Annotated in this window: 20 protein-coding genes; 2 read left to right on the forward strand and 18 right to left on the reverse strand. The window is 60.6% G+C overall.

Annotated elements, in window-relative coordinates:
* Window position 1: 1 nt before the first annotated feature.
* The 9 genes from ACP148_RS10295 to ACP148_RS10335 form a co-directional block, all read right to left on the reverse strand.
* A complete protein-coding gene (locus ACP148_RS10295; protein ID WP_421950813.1) occupies window positions 2-2,002 on the reverse strand; it encodes a DUF3363 domain-containing protein in 2,001 nt (666 codons plus the stop codon).
* Between the two features lie 252 nt (window positions 2,003-2,254).
* A complete protein-coding gene (locus tag ACP148_RS10300) occupies window positions 2,255-2,749 on the reverse strand; it encodes a S26 family signal peptidase (RefSeq protein ID WP_421950814.1) in 495 nt (164 codons plus the stop codon).
* A 5-nt stretch (window positions 2,750-2,754) separates the two neighbouring features.
* A complete protein-coding gene (locus ACP148_RS10305; protein WP_421950815.1) occupies window positions 2,755-3,222 on the reverse strand; it encodes a DUF2840 domain-containing protein in 468 nt (155 codons plus the stop codon).
* Window positions 3,215-3,433, reverse strand: coding sequence for a helix-turn-helix domain-containing protein (locus ACP148_RS10310; RefSeq protein ID WP_421950816.1), 219 nt, complete (start codon window positions 3,431-3,433; stop codon window positions 3,215-3,217). Before ACP148_RS10310 ends, ACP148_RS10305 begins: the two co-directional genes overlap by 8 nt.
* 223 nt (window positions 3,434-3,656) lie before the next feature.
* On the reverse strand, window positions 3,657-3,983 hold the full coding sequence (locus ACP148_RS10315) for a DUF736 domain-containing protein (protein ID WP_421950817.1): 327 nt from the start codon (window positions 3,981-3,983) through the stop codon (window positions 3,657-3,659).
* Window positions 3,984-4,723: 740 nt separating this feature from the next.
* On the reverse strand, window positions 4,724-6,436 hold the full coding sequence (locus ACP148_RS10320; RefSeq protein WP_425033485.1) for a ParB/RepB/Spo0J family partition protein: 1,713 nt from the start codon (window positions 6,434-6,436) through the stop codon (window positions 4,724-4,726).
* Between the two features lie 2 nt (window positions 6,437-6,438).
* Window positions 6,439-6,708, reverse strand: coding sequence for a hypothetical protein (locus ACP148_RS10325; RefSeq protein WP_421950819.1), 270 nt, complete (start codon window positions 6,706-6,708; stop codon window positions 6,439-6,441).
* 10 nt (window positions 6,709-6,718) lie between these two features.
* A complete protein-coding gene (locus ACP148_RS10330; protein ID WP_421950820.1) occupies window positions 6,719-7,267 on the reverse strand; it encodes an antirestriction protein ArdA in 549 nt (182 codons plus the stop codon).
* A gap of 425 nt (window positions 7,268-7,692) precedes the next feature.
* Window positions 7,693-7,908 (reverse strand): helix-turn-helix domain-containing protein, encoded by a 216-nt coding sequence (locus tag ACP148_RS10335; RefSeq protein WP_421950821.1) that lies wholly within the window; start codon window positions 7,906-7,908, stop codon window positions 7,693-7,695.
* Between the two features lie 138 nt (window positions 7,909-8,046).
* On the opposite strand from ACP148_RS10335, the gene ACP148_RS10340 reads away from it, so the two are divergent.
* Window positions 8,047-8,298 (forward strand): DNA -binding domain-containing protein, encoded by a 252-nt coding sequence (locus ACP148_RS10340; RefSeq protein ID WP_421950822.1) that lies wholly within the window; start codon window positions 8,047-8,049, stop codon window positions 8,296-8,298.
* Between the two features lie 25 nt (window positions 8,299-8,323).
* On the opposite strand, the gene ACP148_RS10345 is transcribed toward ACP148_RS10340, so the two are convergent.
* From ACP148_RS10345 to ACP148_RS10385, 9 genes are all read right to left on the reverse strand, one after another.
* Window positions 8,324-8,755, reverse strand: coding sequence for a DNA -binding domain-containing protein (locus ACP148_RS10345; RefSeq protein WP_421950823.1), 432 nt, complete (start codon window positions 8,753-8,755; stop codon window positions 8,324-8,326).
* A gap of 136 nt (window positions 8,756-8,891) precedes the next feature.
* Window positions 8,892-9,128 carry a transcriptional regulator domain-containing protein gene (locus tag ACP148_RS10350; RefSeq protein WP_421950824.1) on the reverse strand — a complete coding sequence of 79 codons (237 nt, stop codon included), beginning with the start codon at window positions 9,126-9,128 and terminating at the stop codon, window positions 8,892-8,894.
* 37 nt (window positions 9,129-9,165) lie between these two features.
* Window positions 9,166-9,798, reverse strand: coding sequence for an acyl-homoserine-lactone synthase (locus ACP148_RS10355; protein ID WP_421950825.1), 633 nt, complete (start codon window positions 9,796-9,798; stop codon window positions 9,166-9,168).
* A gap of 92 nt (window positions 9,799-9,890) precedes the next feature.
* Window positions 9,891-10,613 (reverse strand): LuxR family transcriptional regulator, encoded by a 723-nt coding sequence (locus ACP148_RS10360; protein ID WP_421950826.1) that lies wholly within the window; start codon window positions 10,611-10,613, stop codon window positions 9,891-9,893.
* A gap of 210 nt (window positions 10,614-10,823) precedes the next feature.
* Complete coding sequence (locus ACP148_RS10365) at window positions 10,824-12,056, reverse strand: serine hydrolase domain-containing protein (protein WP_421950827.1); 1,233 nt, start codon at window positions 12,054-12,056, stop codon at window positions 10,824-10,826.
* Window positions 12,057-12,070: 14 nt separating this feature from the next.
* The gene (locus ACP148_RS10370) at window positions 12,071-13,783 is read right to left on the reverse strand and encodes a CocE/NonD family hydrolase (RefSeq protein ID WP_421950828.1); all 1,713 of its coding nucleotides are present in this window, start codon (window positions 13,781-13,783) and stop codon (window positions 12,071-12,073) included.
* Between the two features lie 71 nt (window positions 13,784-13,854).
* Entirely contained in the window at window positions 13,855-14,847 is a 993-nt protein-coding gene (locus ACP148_RS10375; protein ID WP_421950829.1) for a sugar ABC transporter substrate-binding protein, read from the reverse strand.
* Entirely contained in the window at window positions 14,834-15,625 is a 792-nt protein-coding gene (locus ACP148_RS10380; protein WP_421950830.1) for an ATP-binding cassette domain-containing protein, read from the reverse strand. Before ACP148_RS10380 ends, ACP148_RS10375 begins: the two co-directional genes overlap by 14 nt.
* 5 nt (window positions 15,626-15,630) lie before the next feature.
* Window positions 15,631-16,695, reverse strand: coding sequence for an ABC transporter permease (locus ACP148_RS10385; RefSeq protein WP_421950831.1), 1,065 nt, complete (start codon window positions 16,693-16,695; stop codon window positions 15,631-15,633).
* Between the two features lie 167 nt (window positions 16,696-16,862).
* Here ACP148_RS10385 and ACP148_RS10390 point away from each other — a divergent pair, with 167 nt between their 5' ends.
* Window positions 16,863-17,807 carry a LysR family transcriptional regulator gene (locus ACP148_RS10390; RefSeq protein WP_421950832.1) on the forward strand — a complete coding sequence of 315 codons (945 nt, stop codon included), beginning with the start codon at window positions 16,863-16,865 and terminating at the stop codon, window positions 17,805-17,807.
* Window positions 17,808-18,271: the final 464 nt, after the last annotated feature.

Raw genomic sequence — 18,271 nt, forward strand, 5'->3', positions numbered from 1 at the left:
ATCAACTGAGTCCAATCCCCTTCTTTCTTGAGACTTCAAACGACGCCGTCGACCCTCTCCCGATACCGCTGACCATTTGTCCGCGCTGACGCTCCAACGCCGGCCGCCACGGCACGAGAGTGAACTCCTTCGATTTCTCCAGGACCGCAAACTTGCCGCTGGCGAGATGAACCGACCGACGATAGACGCCTTCGGCACGCGCGCCATCCGGCGTTTCGACAAAGGATAGTCCGCTCACCTTCGCCATCCGGTCGCCGGCGGCAGCCAGTTCCCGCCACCGCAACAAACGAAGCAGATTGCGCCGGTACCGGATTCCATCGTCCTGTCGCTCCGCCATACCTTGCTCGATGAGGTGCTCTTGGCGCCGGTGCATCGCCGCACTGGCCGCCGCGCCAAACCGTTCGCCCCGAAGTTCAATCGTGTCACCCGCGACCAACTGCCGGTCGAGCCAAGTCGCGCCATCGGCCATCACCTGCCTGTCAAGAGACAGATAGGACAGGGTCAAAACGTGCGCGGGATGGCGTGATCGCTTCCCTGAAACACCGGCAACACGATCCTCGAAGTCATCGGGAATTTCCCACGAACCATCCGCGAAGCGCTGAACGATGTTTTGCCGACGCAGCGCTTCCAGACGTCGAACGTGCGATTTGATATATTCACCCGATGCCTCGCCATCATGCGCCTGATGCAGCTTCGGCGAGTAGATGCCGTCGTTTCGTTGTGCGATCTCGGCAATAGTGCGATCAGCCCGACCCATGCCCCTCTCCGCCGGCTGGACCTCGACGACAGCGCCGAGCGGAAGGTCGTCCGTGTGGTGGCTGGGATCGAGCGCGACGTAGTGCACCCGCCCGTCCGCGGCATCGACCATGATGTAGTGGCCGTCATTGAGTTCGTCATGGAGCCCGCGATCGATGATGCGACCGGTGATGGTTCGAGCTCGCGGATCACTTGGATCGAAGACCGAATAGTCGGCGGCGCCGACATCCAACCCGGCGGCTGTGAGACAACGGTGCATCGCCTTGATGATGTCGCCGCGCTCGCCGGCTCGCCGCAGCGTGTTTTCCAGGTTCGGCGACAACCGCCATCGGCTTGGCGCGGTTTCTTCGGCAAGGCCGCGCCGCTCAAGGACACGCAACCGCCCCATCTGCAGCGCATGCCTCAACCGCCCCTTGCCGGCCGCCCGTCCGTCGCGCACGTCAAAGACGTCATCTTCCGCCTGCCGGATCAGCTGCCTGTCCAGATCGGTGAAACGGTCCTGCTCGACCTGGCGCTCGAGCTTGTGTTGGATTTCCTGTTCGGTCTGCGGGCCGAGTTCCAGGGTGAGGAGTTCACTGGCGCTCCGGCGCATGCCGTGGCTGATGTAGTCGCGGGCGATGACCAGATCCTTGCCCTGATCGTCGCGGCCGCGCAGTACGATATGGGTGTGCGGATGGCCGGTGTTGAAATGATCGACCGCGACCCAATCGAGTTTCGTGCCGAGATCTCTTTCCATCGTGCGCATCAGATCGCGGACGAAGGATTTGAGGTCACCGATCTCGGTCGCGTCCTCGGGCGAAACAATGAAGCGGAACTGATGCCGGTCCCCTTCGCTTCGGTCGAGGAATGCACCACCATCGGCATTATCGCCGTTCGCATCATAGAGCTGGCCGGGCTCATGCTGTTTCGAAACGCCTTCGCGCTGGATGTATCTGAGATGAGCCCGCGCGGCGGCGAGACTGGAGCCCGCTCCCCTCCCCGCCAGCTTGACGATCCGTGACTTGATGACGACACGACGGGAAGCCGGACCAAAGCGGTGGCCGGCACGGTAACGGCGAAGCACCTCATTGCCACGCCCGATTCTTGTGCCGGTGAAGCGGCGCGAGCGTGACGCGCCGAAGCCAGTCTTGCCGGCCGCCGAGATCTGATGGAGCACGCGATTGAGATAGCTCTTCGCTCGCCCGCCGCCTCGGCTGCGGATGCGGCCGAGCTTCGGTTTGAAAATGTTGTCATCGTTCCTGGTCATGGCGGCTCATGACATGGGCGCGTTTCGAGCCGTTCCAAGCCGCCCTCGCGGCTTGCACCATGTTTTCGCGAAAACACTCAAAGGCTTGAGCCCTTTCGCCTGCACATGGGGTTCTGACCCATGTGCAGGTGAAACCCGATGTGCAGACCGGCTTTCGGGTTGGTCTTGCACCATCCCCTTTTATCTTGCTCTCCGCCGCCCCAAACCCTTCTCCCGCTCCAAACCACGCTGTCTGCTGGATCATGCTGGCGCTCATTTCTGCCACGGGAACCGCACCCAGATTGCCCGGCCGATGACCAGCGACCGGTCCACCGGCCCGAAGTACCGCCCATCAAAGGAATCCGGATGGGCCTGCAGCACGAAAATCTGATCGTTGCGAAGGACTCTGCATCCCTGCCAATCGGGCAACGACCGCCCCAATCGATCCGCGTTTCTGGCCACCGCGACGGTCACACCATCGAGCAGAATCTCCCGTTTGCGGCGGCAGATTTCGTCGCCGCCAATGGCGACGATGCGCTTGATCAACGGCATGCCGGGCGGCAAATAGCGGCGCGTTTTGAGGAGGCTTCGGACGCGTTCTGGCACTTGCATCAGCACCAAATCGCCCCGCCCGACCGGCGTGTCATCGATCCAGTAGAAGCCGATCCGGGCGCTGGCCGAGCCGTTATAGACCAGCTTCGTCGGTAGCTCGGCGATATTCGCCGCGGCCAGCGCGAGCACGGGAATGGCCATTGCCGACAGCGCCATGATCCTCATCGGCGCACCCGTTTCGCGGCCAGATGCGCCGTGTGCTGGTCATGGGAATAGGCGCGAACCTCCCGTCCGGTCGCGAGGCGAACATGGACGTGACGGTAGTAGGCGGGCGATACGTCTTCGGGCCCGAAGCCTTGGCTTTCGAGCTGATCGATGACCGCGAGGGCTCGCTTGACCCGCGCCTGTCCGGTCATCAGAAGCAGCACTTCCGCACCCGGTGCGACACCGGGAATGCGGCTTAACAGCAGCGACGGGTATTGCGCCTCGATGATCGTGAATCGCCAATCCTGCGTACCGTATTCATTGGCACGCCAGCGCACGTAGCCGAACGCCTGGCCGGGTTCGAACAGCGCGATCGACCGTCTTCGGTCGAGCTCGATGCGCTCGACAGGTTCGCCGAAGCGCAGCCAGTAATTGAGATACTCAGGATAAAATGCGATCTCGACGCGGGTCAGAAACTCACTCATCGGCGGTCGAATCCTTCTTTCTGAGGTTCGACCAGTCGTTCAGATCGTCGATGTGATAGCGCACATGGCGGCCGTGCTTGCGGTAGATCGGGCCACCGCCATAGACGCGCATCTTTTCGAGCGTGTTGGGCTTGAGCTTGAGGAATCGCGCCGCTTCCTTCGTCGTCAGAAAGGGGCCGTCTTCATCCAGTATGTGTTCCTTGTCGGTCATGGTCGCTCCGATGCTGACACACGGAGCAGCCGTTCCCTTCAATCACGCTGTCATGCGCCGAAAGAAAGCCGCTCCGAACTGCGCCACCATCGGCGAACGACAGCCATGGCGGGACCGGCGAAAACTCGATGTCGAGTTTTCGCCGGACCTGCCCGCGTGATTTGTTCGTTTGAGCTTGCGAAAACCCCCGCGCCGGGCGGCGCGGGGGCTCTGTTTGACGCCCTCAGTTCGGATTCCACAGGATCGCCATGACGTCTTCGTCGTCCTGGCCGGCGGCCCGGCCGAGATTGGCGTAGATCTTGTGCGGCCCGAATTCGGGGGCTGCGAAGGTCAGCGAGACGTAAGGATTGCCGCTCGTCTTACCGGTCCGGTTCCAGCCGCCGCCGATCTCCACGCGGTCCTCGGTGTAGACCCTAAAGTCGGGCTGGGCGTCGCTTTCCTTGGCCCGGTTGGGCTGGATGCGGATGCGCTTCTTCAGGCTCATCATCGCGAGCGTGCCTTCGAAAGCGCCGTTTTCCGTCTTCGTCACATATCCAAGTGCCTGTGCCATTTTTCAGTCTCCTTGTCGTTTGCCGCCTCGGGGCCCATCCCCTCGGCTGACGCGGGACCGTCGATGGCGGGCGGCGGACGGGCGAACCCGTCAGGGCCGCAGCGTGAGCGGAGGACCGGCGGCGCGCGGTTTTTTGAAGCGAAGCGGCCGCGAGGAAGTCCGCCCGCATGGGCGGACGGGGAAAAAACCGCGCGACGCCGATTTCACCCGCCCGGCGTTCGCCATAGGTCCACAAAGCGAGAAGCCGAGGGGATGGGCCCATGGCGCCAGCGTTGCAGGGAGACCAAAATGGCCCGCCGGGTGCGTGGATATATGACGAAGACGGACGGGGGACCCGGCTCGGGCAGCGCTCCGCCTGATCAGCCTCTTGCGCTTCCGTGCACGGCCACCACGCGCGCTGGCATCGTCCCTTGACCGACCGGAGATCATGCGCGGACCGTGGAGATTGGCGGTGGCAGGAACCGCTCCACGTTGCAGGACCGGCGCGATCCAAATGCCCCGCCTGAGCCGACTGTCGGCCCGAATTTCGTGAGCGGAGTGACTGCCCAGACCCGACGGCTTGCCGACCAGGACGACGAAGACGTCACGGCGATCCGCGCGATCCCTTTATGCGAACAGCCCCCGCGCCGCCTGGCGCGGGGGCTCCCGGATACCACATAGCCGCCGCAATCGGCGGGGCGCGGACCTCCAGCAGTGGGTGAGAGGTCCACGCCCCGCCTCCCCCTGATCACCCGGAAATGTCAGCCGCAAAGCTGCTTGGCGCGGCGGGCATTGTCGGTGAGCCGTCCGGCCCCGGCCTTGGTGTAGGCGGTGAAGGGGAAGGTCATGTAACGGGGCAGCCAGCCTTCCCTCTTCTCGCGGCCCTCACCGGTGAGGAAGTCGCGGACGATCTTCTTCTGCACCTTGGCCGTGGCACTGACATTGCCGTCCGCCACCGCCTTGCCGCCGATATGTTTGAGCATGGCATTGATCGCGCCCTTGTCGCGGATAAGCTCGAAGAACGCATCATCCGGTTCCCAGAGCGCGCCCATGTCCACGTTCAGATGACAGCCGATCTGCTCGATGACGCAGGTGCCTGCCTCCAAGGTTTCGGTCATGACTAAGGTGAGAACGCGCATGACCTCGGCATCAGTGAGCCTGATCAGCGCGGCGAACAGCTGCCCGACGCGATGGTCGTCACCGTTGGAGCGCACGACCGAATGGCTGTGCTCCGGCAGGCCGAGGAGTTTCAGGATTTCGGTGCGCTCGGTCTCGAACGCGGCCTGTGCCTTCGACTTGGCAAGGCTCTCGGCGGTGATCTCCTTGTCGGCCTTCTGCGGTTCAGGCCGCGTCTGCCACAGCAGCGAGCCGCCGATGGTGTGGGCAACCATGAGGCGCAAGGCGAGTTGCGGCTGGCTCAACAGAGCATTACGCACGGCGGCATGGCGGTGCAGTTCGATATAGTTCTGCGCGGCGGCGGTGAGTTCGGGACGTACCGCCTGTGCTTCCCCTTCCGTGGCATCGCCACCAGCCAGCTTGCGCATACGCTTGTCGTGTTCCTTGCGGGTGATGAACCCTTCGTGGAACGTCACCTCGCCATTGGGCCGGACCTCGACATAGACCCGTCCGCCGTCCTTCTTGGCGGTCTTCACATGATCCCATGAATGGAAGTGTTCGCCGCAGTCGAGGACAACCACATCGTCCCATCCGGCCTTGATCAGCGCTTCGCGCATCTCGGCAATCGCCGCGTTCTGCAAGGTCCAGAACTGCTCCGTGTCGGCAAAATAGCCGCCCTCCCCGAACAGGTCGGTGACGATTTCGCCGGTGTAGTTGTCCAGCGGGAACAGCGCCACGCCGGTCTTGATCTCGCCGCCGAACAGCCATTGCTTCAACTGCCAGCCGCGCGGCGCATACTGCTCGGGATCGCGGAACAGGGCGAGCCATTCGGCCTGCTGCGCCTCGCTGGCGAGCGTCAACTGCCGGATGGTCTGCGTGTCGATTTCCTCGGCGCGATACGCTTCGCGGATATCAGGCAACAGTTTGCCGAGCGCCAGGGCGCGTTTGACCATGATCTCGGTGGTGCCGAAGGTCGCGGCGATATCCTCGACCGACCGGCCTTCGGAAACCAGCCGGGCGAAGGCTTCGTACTGGGCCATTTCGTCCGGATCGAGCCGGGCGATGTTCTCGATCAGCGAAGCCTCGAGCGCGGCCGCATCGTCGCCTTCGGCCATGACAGCGCACGGCACCGGCTCGATCTCGCCGCCTTCCTTAACGATCGTTTTGAGCGAGAAGAACCGCCGCCGCCCGGCGACGATCTCATAGCTGTTGCCGTTCGGGCGAACGAGCAGGGGCTGCTGCACACCGCGCGCCCGGATGGACGGCAGGATGTCGGAAACGTCCGGGGCCTTGCGGGCATGGCGCATGTTGAAGGCGGAGACCTTCAACTGGTCGAGCGGAATATGAGTGAGTTCCATGGTCAGTCCTCCTGTTTATGGTCGGGGGTGGATTCGCCGCGTTCGACGGCGCGGAGAAGATCGATGAGGTCGCACTGGTCGCGCGCGGCCTGATCGAACAGACCGATGTCACAGGCTTTCTGCTGTGCATCGGGATTGCGTTTCGGGGTCATCGGCGCGGCCATCCGGGCAACAAGCCCGTCGCGCAGCGTGATCGGCGCGACGCCCGGAACAAGCGTCTGCTCGCCTTCGGGCGTGATCTCGGTGGCGGTGGGGCGAATGTCCTCGGTCATCGCCCCGCCCTCACCGCGACCAGAAAACGTGCACGTCCTCGAAGCCGAGTTCGACGGTGAACACGTCGCCATTGAGTTCCATGTCGCGGACCATCGCCGCGTAGTCGATGTAGTGGATCAGCGTCGGCGGGATGTCGGTGGTTTCTTCGGTGATCTCCTGCGCGAAATCGGCAAGGGAGCGGTAGCAGCCTGCGTATTCGTCAAAGGCAGTCTCGGCCTGATCGATATCGCCACCGAAATGCTCCAGCACCTTCGCACCGAGTTCGCCACGCTCGGCTATGAAGGCAGCCAGCGTCACCACGCGGTCGATGCCGGAATATTCGTGAAGCTCCACGCCCTCGAACCCCTCGTGATCATGGATCGCCCATTCCTCCGCGCCGGGGATGGGCGAGGCGTTCAGCATCGCGGAAATCTCCGCCTGTATGGCTTCCGGCTCCTGATCGGCGTCGATCCAGCGCCCGTGCAAATAGCCGTTGTTGTAGGCCGCAAGGCAGGCCACATAGATGCGCGGCCCTGTCTCGGCCGCCCGCTTCGAGGTTGGTTGAGTTTGCTCGGTCATGGCCGCTCTCTCTGTCTCCGCGCCGCTTTCCCCCGAGGTGGGGGGCGGCGAAGAGGCCCGTCAGCCCCGAGCCCAAAGGGCGCGACGCAACCGGTTCGGTAGGAGAAGAAGAACGAGGTTGACGGATACAAAGCCGAAGCGGTTGCGGCGTAACCGCTCGGGGCTATAAGGGCCGACCGCCCCCCCACCGGAAGGGGAAAGCAACCAGAAAACCGCGCCGGCGCCAGCCGGCGGCCTTACCCCGAAGCGTCAGCTTCGGGCCCGCGCCAGGGGGCGAAGCCGGATGGCCGAGACCGCCCGAGCCAAGCGAGGAATAGCGGGCTCGGTTCACGAGCACCCGGTGCGCGGCAACAGCCGCGCAGGCGCCTCCGTGGCAAACAGAAGACGACAGACTCCTATTCAGAGGATCTGAAAACCGGCTAATCCTATCGTCGTGGAGGTTTGATCAGTTCGCACGGGTCGACATCCAATGCCGCTGCAATCCGACCCAGTACGCTGACGCTGGCAGAGACTCGAGCCCGTTCGATGGAGCCCGCATAGCGCATGCTGATATCCGCGCGGGCTGCCAATTCTTCTTGCGTCAAGTCCCGGTCATGGCGCAAACGACGCATGTTGATCGCCATGACCTCTTTGAGGTCCATGACCCCATAAGGACCAACGCAGGAACTATCGTTCTAGGAACGATAGTTCCTATTCGTTATACTAGGACAAGGTCGAGCCGATTGTCGTCGGTTGGCCGAAAGTTGCGCTGGAACGCCGAACCAGTCAGAAGGGTAGAAATGGTGACGGACATACAAGACGAAGTTCCTTGGTCGGACAACCTCACCGACTACGACAACGAGCATTTCACCATTTATATGCGGCTGCTGGATGCGTCCGCGGACGATGCCAGTGAAGAAGAAATGGCAGAGGCAATCCTCGGCATCGATCCGGCGAACGAACCAGAGCGCGCTCAAAAGGCTCTTCGCAGCCATCTCGATCGGGCGAACTGGATGGTCACTACGGGGTACAAAGAACTGTTCGCAAGCTGAAGAACCGACGTCAGCACAGCGCTCATCATACAAGGAAATCCTTATACCCACCCTCCATCAGCGCTCGGCCGCGCCGGATGGCGCGGCGGGTGCGGTCACGCAGATTCTCGCCCGGTTCTGCCCAGTCGGTCCGCACGCGCTCTTCGCCGATGAGGGCCTCGGCAATCTGGCGATGCGACGCGTCCGCCAGCGCACCGTCGAGTGCCCGAAGAACAAAGCAAAGGCGCTGGCTACGCTTCTCGACCGGAAATAATCTGGCTGGAAATTCTCCCTTCATACAGAGATAGTTGAGACATTCGAGCGCCCACATACGGTGTTTCATGTGTTTTGAGGGCCATATCGCGTCGGTGCGGAGTTGAACCGGGCGCAGGAAATTGGCTCCTGACACGGCAAGTTGGAGGTATCGATTGTTCTCCCGCAACAAGACGTGGTGGCAGCCGTCGATCATCTCCAGCATCGTGACTCGGCTTGGCAGTGATCTGAGATCGAACCGCTCCATCATCGACGACGAGGAAATTCGTTCGGCAACAACAGGCAGCACGAACGGGCACCAGCGCGGACACCAAAGCACAATCGCTTGTCTCCCTAACGAATCAGCGAAACAAGACGCCCCAGCGCGACAGGTCGACTGGCGACACGACTACATCGAGTGACTCGCGGGTGTCCGCCTGGTTGACCTGCTCAAGTGCACGACGAAGATCATGCTGGAACGCAGGATTACGCCTCAGAAACTCCCATGCCCAACCGAGCCGTGTCAGACAAGCGGTGTAGTCGTACGACCTATCGTCCCACCAGTCTGGCCAAGCAGTACCGTTGCCCAATTCAACCACAACCGTAGCCTCCCCGATGTACCCACTGAGGCCGCCGTCATGCAGCCTTGCAGGCTACGGGCGCCCAGAGGACCGGGCCACCAAAGCCACCGTTACAACGAAGTACATCTAGACGCTCGTCGGACACGTCCAGATAACCGGCCACGGCCCGCGTGTTACTGATCGTGTGCGCTTCACCGATTCGCACTAATGGCCAGCCCGCGCGTCGCAGAATGCGTTCCATGCGCAGATCGGTCACGGTAACAATGCGACGAAGATTGAACGACAAGCCGAACTCGATAATGCCGGCGAAGAGTTCGTAGGTGCCGACCGCGAGGCCCTTGGTGCCCTTTGGTGCGGACGGTGGAAGGTCGAGCGCGAAGCGACTGCTTTCCCAGACGCCCGGTTCCGAAGGTACCGGCTGCCCCTTGAGCAGCACAGGAAAGGTGTCACGGAGCATGGTTGGTCCCGTCGACGGCAGCAATCGGACGCAACCGTCAACGCTTCCGCAGGAACCACGTAGCAACAGATAGTGAGGCTTCAGTAGGTCGAAGGCATCGGTTTCGAACCCATTGTTTATCTGCACATCCCAGCCGAGCCGCTCCTTGAAGACGCGGTATCGCAGGCGGTGCATTTGGTGAAGTTCGTCGGCAAATTCGCGGTACCAATCGGGCGAAATAAGCTGCAACATAGGGGCCTCCTCGAAGGAATGACCCTCTGATTGGAGCCGAAGTGCAATTTCAAAACACCCTGTTCGGTGGCACAGGGAACGGCCCGATCACATCACCGTATCAGCGATCGTGAGGCGCAAAGTCGAGCGACTGCCTGGGCCCTGGTTCGAACGCCGAGTTTTGCCTTGGCGTTGTCGAGATGAAACGAAGCGGTGCGTCGCTTAATGCCGAGTATGGTGCCAATGTCGCGAGCTGACTTGCCGCAAGCCGCCCATTGCAAGCACTGGTGTTCCCGCGGAGTCAGCTTCACGCCGTCGATGATCGGTCCGGCGGTCTTTGCGCGCGCCACAGTGTGGAAGCACGTCGCCATCAGTTGGAGGGCCTGGTCATACCGTTCAACGACACGAAGCGAGGCCGGATCACCCTCGTCAGCTGCGAATGTGAGCGCAGCAAAGTTGCCTCTTCGATCGTGTATTGGGATCGTGAGTCCGCTGACGATCCCAAACTCGGCCGCCTCATCGAGAAACTGCTGTTGAGTTGCCGACATGTCTTCGCCGCAGTGTTCCTTTCCCCACTGAAAGGGGCACTCTTGACACCGGGCGCGCAAGATCACCGGATCGATCCTGTCATAGCGGCTCTGAAGATAGTGCGACGTCCACCGCGATGGATAGTTCGATATCACACGCGCACCCGTTTCAGCGCTCGGCATCAACGACAAATAAGCGAAGATCGGCAGGTTGAGTGCTGCCGCAGCCGAGCTCATGGTGCGCGTCAGATCAATGTCGTCGACACTTTCCGCTAGCTGTTCCAGGAATATCTCGAAGACATGTTGCATGATTGCCCACCAGCATCATCCGACCATTGCCGTGTTGCCGATCATCATTCACGCGTCTTGCATGCCAATCTGTACGCCTGGGGAAACGATGCCGAGTATTTCGGCCGCCTGTCGTAGACGTCCGTTCTCTGCAGCGGCTACGAAGTAGCGGATTTCTGATAGTTGAGGCATGTACAAGCCCGATCCCAAGCAACTCTGATAACAACAGCGCTAACTGTGATTGCTCGCCTCCACCGCCGCAAATAGTGGCGTTAGGAGGCCGAGCACCCGCTGATCCGCATCGGCAGAACCCATCAATTTGTTCGTGACGAAAGAAAAGCCACATCTCAAGTTGGGCCACGCTCCATGCACCGATCCACCGGCGCCCGTATGGCCGAATGCTGCTTCCGCCGGACCGAACGGCTGCGCTTTCGTCTGCAGTTGAAATCCCACGCCAAACGCCATTGTCTTGCCGATGAACGGCTCGAGTCCGATTGAGAGAACCGACTGTCCCAGGTTGATCGTTTCCGGTTGGAGAACTCGTACCCCGTCCAGCTCGCCCCCACGCGCCAGACAGCCATAGAGGCGAGCCAATGAGCGTGCTGAGCCGATGCCGCTACTGCCCGGCACCTCTGCTTCCTGCCAATATGCCGAATTGACGGGGAGTGGATTCCCCGTATACCGCTGTGGGTTCTCCCAAATCGACCAACGCACCTGCTCAGAAAGCGAGTCGGCATTCTCGATGCCTGAGCCAATCGCCAGCGCCTGATCGATTTCTGTCGTCGCGACGCGACGTTTTTCCCGCTCTGGCAACCCAACCCATATATCAAGGTGCAGTGGAGCGGCCACCTCCTCCGCAAAAAACCGCCCCACGCTCCGTCCATCAATGCGGCGTACGAGTTCGCCGCATAACCAGCCGAAGCTAAGGGCGTGATAATATAGTTGCGTTCCTGGCCTGCATATTGGAGCTTGTCTGGAAAGCAGCTCGGCCATGTGGGTGCAATTGGTCGCTTCCTGTGGTGAAATCGGCTCTTCTATCCCTGGTAGTCCCGCTTGGTGGGAGACGAGTTGTCGAACGCTGATATCCTGCTTTCCATTCTGGGCGAACTCGGGCCAGTAGGTGGCGACCGCTTCGTCCAGTGCCAGTCTGCCCGTTTCGATTAATTTGAGCAGACAGATCGCAACCAGACCTTTCGTGCCGGACAGAATGCCGGCCACCGTATCCTCCTGCCAAATTACGCCGCGCTGCGGGTCAGCGATGCCGCCCCATAGATCCACCACGGTCGCGCCGTCGACCACCGCGCTAAAAGCACCTCCCAGATCGTCAGGACGTCTGAGATTGCTTGTGAACTGGTCGCGAACCGCTTCATAGCCCGGCGCGATATACCCGTGGATCGTGGGTATGGCAGTGGAACTCAGTGCTTGCGGGGACAGACTGGACTTGTTGGGGTGAAGACCTGACATCTGCTGAAATCTGGCTATGGAATGATCGGAAGGTCGATGAAGGATGGGTGGGCTCCACCACAGCGAACAGACTGCTTGGCCACCTCCATGCGGGTGCTGCTCTGATCGCCTGTGTTGAGATTGCGGTCCCAGCGCGGAAAGGAACTACTGGTCACGTGCACGCGCAGCCTATGCCCCTTGCGGAACAGGTTGCTGGTAGACCAGAGTTCAATCGTATGCGAATTCGGCGTTTGCGCATCCTTTGTCACACGCAGGATACCGTCACACAAGTTGATGGATCGTCCATCGGGAAACACGTCGCAGAGGCGGGCGACCCAATCAGTCGAAACAGCCGAGCTGGCGGCATGAACCGTGACCCGGACGGGGCCTGTGACCTCAATCTCCTCGGCAAGGGGCGCCGACGTGAATCTTAAGACGTCGCCGCGCATCTCAATGGTTGATTGGTCAAGAGGACCTGTGGCATGCGCGGGTGAAAGAACGCCGTTCCCGCCGCATGTTGGCACAGGGTTCCTTGGATCGTACACGAATTCCAGATGACCCTCGTCCACCGGTTTCTCTGGCGACAGCGTGCCGTCGGCATGCAGGAACCAAGATACGGTTTTCGCACGGGCCAGCGGCCATTCCTGTTCCTCGCGCCACACATTGGCGCCCATCACGAACAGCCGCACCGGCGGGCCGAAGTCTTTCACCTCAGTGTCCGCGCCGAGATAGGCCCGGAACCATTCGAGCTGGTAATCACTCCAGTCGCCCTCGGGAAAGGCATTGGATTCGGTCCGCCCGGCATGCATCCCGAAGGCGCGCGTGCCGATCGGATCGGCAAAGGTCTGATGCGACCACGGCCCGATCACCAGGCGGGCGTCCCGGCCCGCCGCCGCTGCCCTTTCATAATTGTCGAGGGTGCCCTGCTGAAAGATGTCGTACCAGCCGGCGGTGTGCAGGCTCGGCACCCGGAGGCTCTCCGAAATGTTCGATACATCGCAATGATTGGCGACATCTGGATCGGACAAACTTCGGATGATGCCGAGGTCGGTCAAGTCGTGCCGCCGAATGGCAGGTGCCTCTGAAACTGGTAAGTCCCAATATCCCTTGGTGTCTAGGTCATCCCACTCCCGAGCCAATGCCAACCGCCGGCCTTGCCGGTCATCCTCCGGAACCGCCATACGGTCGATGTCGTCGAAGCCGTTCTCCAGCGACCAGCGAAGCGCCAAGCCCCATTCAACCGCCCCACCGCGCGAAAGAAATCCGTCATACGGGTCGTGCCAGGTCATTGCCGGGGATATGGCGGCCAACTCGGAAGGACGCTCCTGCGCGGCCAGATACTGAAGATTCCCGCAATAGCTGGCGGAGAACATCCCCACGTGGCCTGACGAAAAGGGTAGCGAAGCCGCCCATCGGATCGTATCGGCGCCGTCTGATCCCTCAAACACGAACGGTACCCATTCGCCGCCTGAAGCGAACCGGCCTCGGACGTCCTGGATGATTACCACGAAGCCCTCGGCCGCCGTAGCTATTGGATCGAGGCCGGACCACACCCACTTGGCTAAGTCGGACTTGTTGTAGGGCGTTCGTGTCAGCAGCGTCGGAAACTGTCCATCGGTATCTGGACGAAACACGTTGGCGCGCAGGATTGTCCCGTCACGCATGATCGCCGGTAGGTCACATTCAACTTTAACATTTATCGTGCTCATGGAAGCATCGGCTTTCGGATAGTCGGTAAGGCGCTGCACACGACTGAACCAAAGGAAGGCCGGACCCGCTCCGCGCTCGCTGCACGGGCGGGACCGGACCTCGGGAGGTTCTATTCGCCGTCAACCATGCCCTGCATGCCGCCCGCGTCGAGATATGCCTCGACGTTGGAGGCATCGACAACAAGCCCTTCGGGCGCAATCGTCGTGGGGATATCCTCGCCCTCGATTGCTTTGGCGATATTTATGACCGCCAGCCGCGCCACATTAAAGGGATCCTGGGCTGCGTCTGCGCTCAAGTTGCCATCGACGATACGTTCAACCGAGTCCATGGCACCATCGATGGACAATTGAACTATATTGGGATCATCGATCGCTTGCGCCGTCCCATTGCCGATCTGGTCGTTGGCGGACAACACGGCCCCGATATCGGGGTGGGCGGTAAGCATATTGGTGACCTGCGTGCGGGTCCGGTCCAGCGATAGGTCCGTAACCACCTCGGCCACGATCTCGAACCCGGCATTCTCGACCACCTGCTTAAACCCACTCACACGCGCATCGTTCGAGGCCACCTGACCGGGTTGCAGCGTGACGATCCCGACCTTCTTGCTGGTGGGTGGGTTTTCGATGAGCCATTCGCCCAGCAGAGCACCCAGCCCGCCATGGTCCGCCGCGACATAACCCGTCTGGCACTCACCGAGCCCTTCGACCGGGTTGTCGATGATCACGATTTTGGCGCCCTGCTCACAGGCCCGCCTGAGCAATGGCACCTGCGCCGAAGACCCGTTGGGAAAGATGATGAGGCCAGCAGGGTTGAGCTGCAGGCTGGTCTCGATGATGTTGTTGAACGATGCGGTGTCACCAAAATCCAACCCTGTCTTGAGCTCGAATGCATAACCTTCCGGTAATTCTTCTGCGCCTGCTTCAAAACCTGCGCACAAGGTTTTGGCAAAATTGTTGAGCGCGCATGGGAACGGTATCTCGCCAAGAATGAGTTTGTCCTGCGCCTGGACCGGCGCGGCAAAGGCAATTGCCGTCACCGTGAGTGCCACTCCGGCCAGCGCCGCAACGACGCCTCCCGTTCTCGTTTGTTCAAACCCTGACATGGTCTCCTCCTTGTTTCGCACCACGGTAGTGGGATGATCCACCAACGATCATAGAAACTATGGTTTCATGGTTTTCCTGGATTGCCGGTACTTCCCCAACGAATTGCCCCTGGCGCAGCACAACCGCCCGATCTGCAACCGAGATAACCTCTTCGAGATTGTGGCTGATGATGATTACCGAGACTCCGGTGTGCGGTAACTGTTTTACCAGCCGCAGGACGTTAGTACGCTCTCGCAGGCCCAGCGCGGCCGTGGGCTCATCGAGCACGACAAGCTTGTTGGCGAAAGCGATGGCCTTCGAAACCGCAATCGCTTGGCGTTGCCCGCCCGACAACAGCCCGACCGGCGTGTTTAAGTTCGGAATGCGCACTTCGAGACGATCGAAAGTCTCTCGGGCCCCCTGAAGCATTTCCCGGTGGCGAGTGAAGGCGAACCCGCCGAGGCCAGACGGCCAACGCGGCTCCGATCCGGCATAAAGATTCTCAGCCACCGACATGTTGTCGAAAAGGGCCAAGTCCTGATAGACGACGCCGATGCCGTTAGCCCGTACCTTTGCAGGGGTTCCCGACTTTATTGGCGCGCCTTCGAGGAGGATCTCGCCGCTGTCAGCCTGAAACAAGCCCGCCACGCATTTGACGAGGGTGGACTTTCCTGCCCCATTGTCGCCCAGCAAAGCCACGATCTCACCGCGCCCCACATTGAAGCTAACCGAATCGAGCGCTGCGTGATTGCCGAACCGTTTCGACAGAGAATTAATTTCAAGAACGGTGCTGCTCATTTTTTTCAAACCTTTGCCTGAATCCGCGCCTGCTGAAGACGCAAACCGCCTTCGATGCCGCTACGCAGCTTGTCGAGACACACAGCCACAATGAGGACCGCGCCAATAGCGAAAGGAGTCCAATTCGGTGAAACGGAAATGAGAGTGAGCCCGTTGGTAATCGAAGTCAGGATCACGGCGCCGACAATAGTCGACCAGACGTTGCCACGACCGCCCGATAGGCTCGCGCCACCAATAACCACCGCCGCAATCGCGAGGAGGACAGAGGTGCCGTCGTCGACGGTCCCCGCATGATTGCGTCCTGCCACGAGAAGGCCGGCGATGGCGGCGAACAAGCCAGCGATGATGTAAACGCTGAACAGAACAAGACGTACAGGAATCCCTACCTTTTCGGCCGCGTCTGCACTGCCACCTATAGCGACGATCCAGCGTCCCCACACCACGCGGTTCAGTAGGACCCACAAAGCGACTCCGGTAATCGCTACCAGAATGACCGGTCCAGGTATCCCCAGAATCCGCGCGCTTGCCATGTCAGCCAAGTAAGGTGCCACTCCGGGAACTTGCGCGCCGCCCGAGAGCACGTAGGAGAAGCTGCGCACCGCATAGAGCATGCCCAGCGTGATGATGAAGGAGTTGTCTATCCTAAGCGCCACTACGATGAAAGAGTTTGCGACCCCGATCGCGGCGCCCGTCAATAGAACGACCGGCACTACCGCCCAGGACCATTCCGGATAGTCACGAAACATAATGGCCCCAACGATCGTGCACAGACCTACTGTGGCGCCGAGCGAGATATCGAGCTTCCCAACCAGAATCACGACAAAGGCACCGAGTGCCAACAGAGCGACCGAGCTTGATTGCACAAGGATGTTGGTCAGGTTGGATTGGGTAAAGAAGTAGGGGCTCAGGGCTGCGAACAGCCCCCAGACCCCGAACAACACGATCACTGGCCCGGCCTGAACGGTCTTGAGGGCAAGTCCGAGCGTCAATTCGCCGATGTCGACCGAGCGGTCGCGATCCGATCTGGGCGCATCAGGATGCGCCCGAGCATTATTGAGTGTTGAGTGCAAGCTAGTCTCCTCCCGCCTGCTGTGCTTTCGTCGAAACCGAAACCCTCTTACCCAAGGGCTTTGAGTATAGGTTTCGAGAGATTTTGATATTGGATTTCGATGTAGCGTGTCGGCGCTATTTGGCATATCGGTAATTTCAAAAGCCAGCTTTCGGATTTGACGAACACATGCACTATGATCTCATCGATCTCAGGGTTCTGGTTTGGATTGCAGACTTGGGCAGCTTTTCTGCGGCGGCAAAACGGGCGCACCTTTCGATCTCCGCCCTGTCCGACCGGATCAAAAGGCTGGAAGACAGCGTGGGCGTGCCGCTTCTCGAGCGCTCCGCCCGCGGCTCGATGCCGACGCCTGCTGGGCTGGAACTGATCGCCCATGCGAGAGCCGTGCAGCAACAGACCGATAGGCTCGATTTCACGCTCGCGGCTTGGAAGCATCGCGACGCGGGTGTGATCCGCGTCGCGGCGAACTCACATGCACTTGCCGGCTCGCTGCCCACGGCACTCGGTAGGTTCATGCAGGTGCATGGCAATGTGTTCATTCAAGTGAGGGAAGAGCTTTCCTCGGCGATCGGCGTTGCCGTCACCGAAGGCATGGCGGACATCGGTGTTGCGGGCGCGAGCGCCAACTTCCCCGGTCTCGACTGCACCCCTTATCGAAGTGGCGTGCTCGGTTTGCTGGTTCCGGCCGGGCATGCCTTGGCGGATAGGTCGAACCTTACCTACGCTGAAACGCTTGACTATCCTCACATCAGCCTTGAAGAACCCTCGGCGATCAACGTGTTTCTAACGGAGAAAGCCAAGGTGATCGGGCGCGAACTGGTTGTCCCCATCCGCTTACGCAGCTTTGAGGGAGTATGTCACATGGTCGCCGCCGGTGCTGGTATCTCCATTCTACCTAGCACTGTCGTTGACGAGGCAACGATAGAACGTGGCACCCACTTCATACCGCTGGCCGAGGACTGGGCCGACTGTACTTTGGTTCTCTGCCTGCCCAAGGATCGGCCGGTCAGCCATATTGCGCGCAAGCTGGCCGACGAAATCGTCGAACAAGAGAAGCATCATCTGGACGTTGCAGGGCGCAGCCAAGCCTACTGCATAGCAAATAATATCTAGCTTCGCTCCTGAGCCGCAAAGTTGCTCTTAACTTCGGTCGGCGCGGGATCACGGTCATCGAACCGCCCGTGGGACAGCCAGGATGATTGAGCAAGTTTGATAGCACCATGCTTCAGCGCTCTATGGCGATGGATCGGGCTTTGCCCGTTTACGGAAGGCTCGCTTCCGCGCGGAGTGAACACCATTGCCTCTGGCGCCAATCGGATGTGCCACGCTCAGGTTTTCGCTCCGGCACACAGAATTGCGATGAACTTCGTCCTTCTACGTTCAGATTATGATCCTGATAGAATCCTGCGCCGGTAATCCGAAATCAGCATGCGCGGGATTACGATTCTTGAACCGAGCGACGCGCAAAGAGTACGCCCGAGGTGGCTCAAATTCGTTTTCCCGCAGCACGGAATTTGCACGGGCGCCTCAATATCCGACTGAACTTTCTGCGTTTTCCGTCCAGTCCATCATGGGGG

Origin of the sequence: Pelagibacterium sp., from assembly GCF_965249125.1 — a bacterium.
Classification (GTDB): Bacteria; Pseudomonadota; Alphaproteobacteria; order Rhizobiales; family Devosiaceae; genus Pelagibacterium.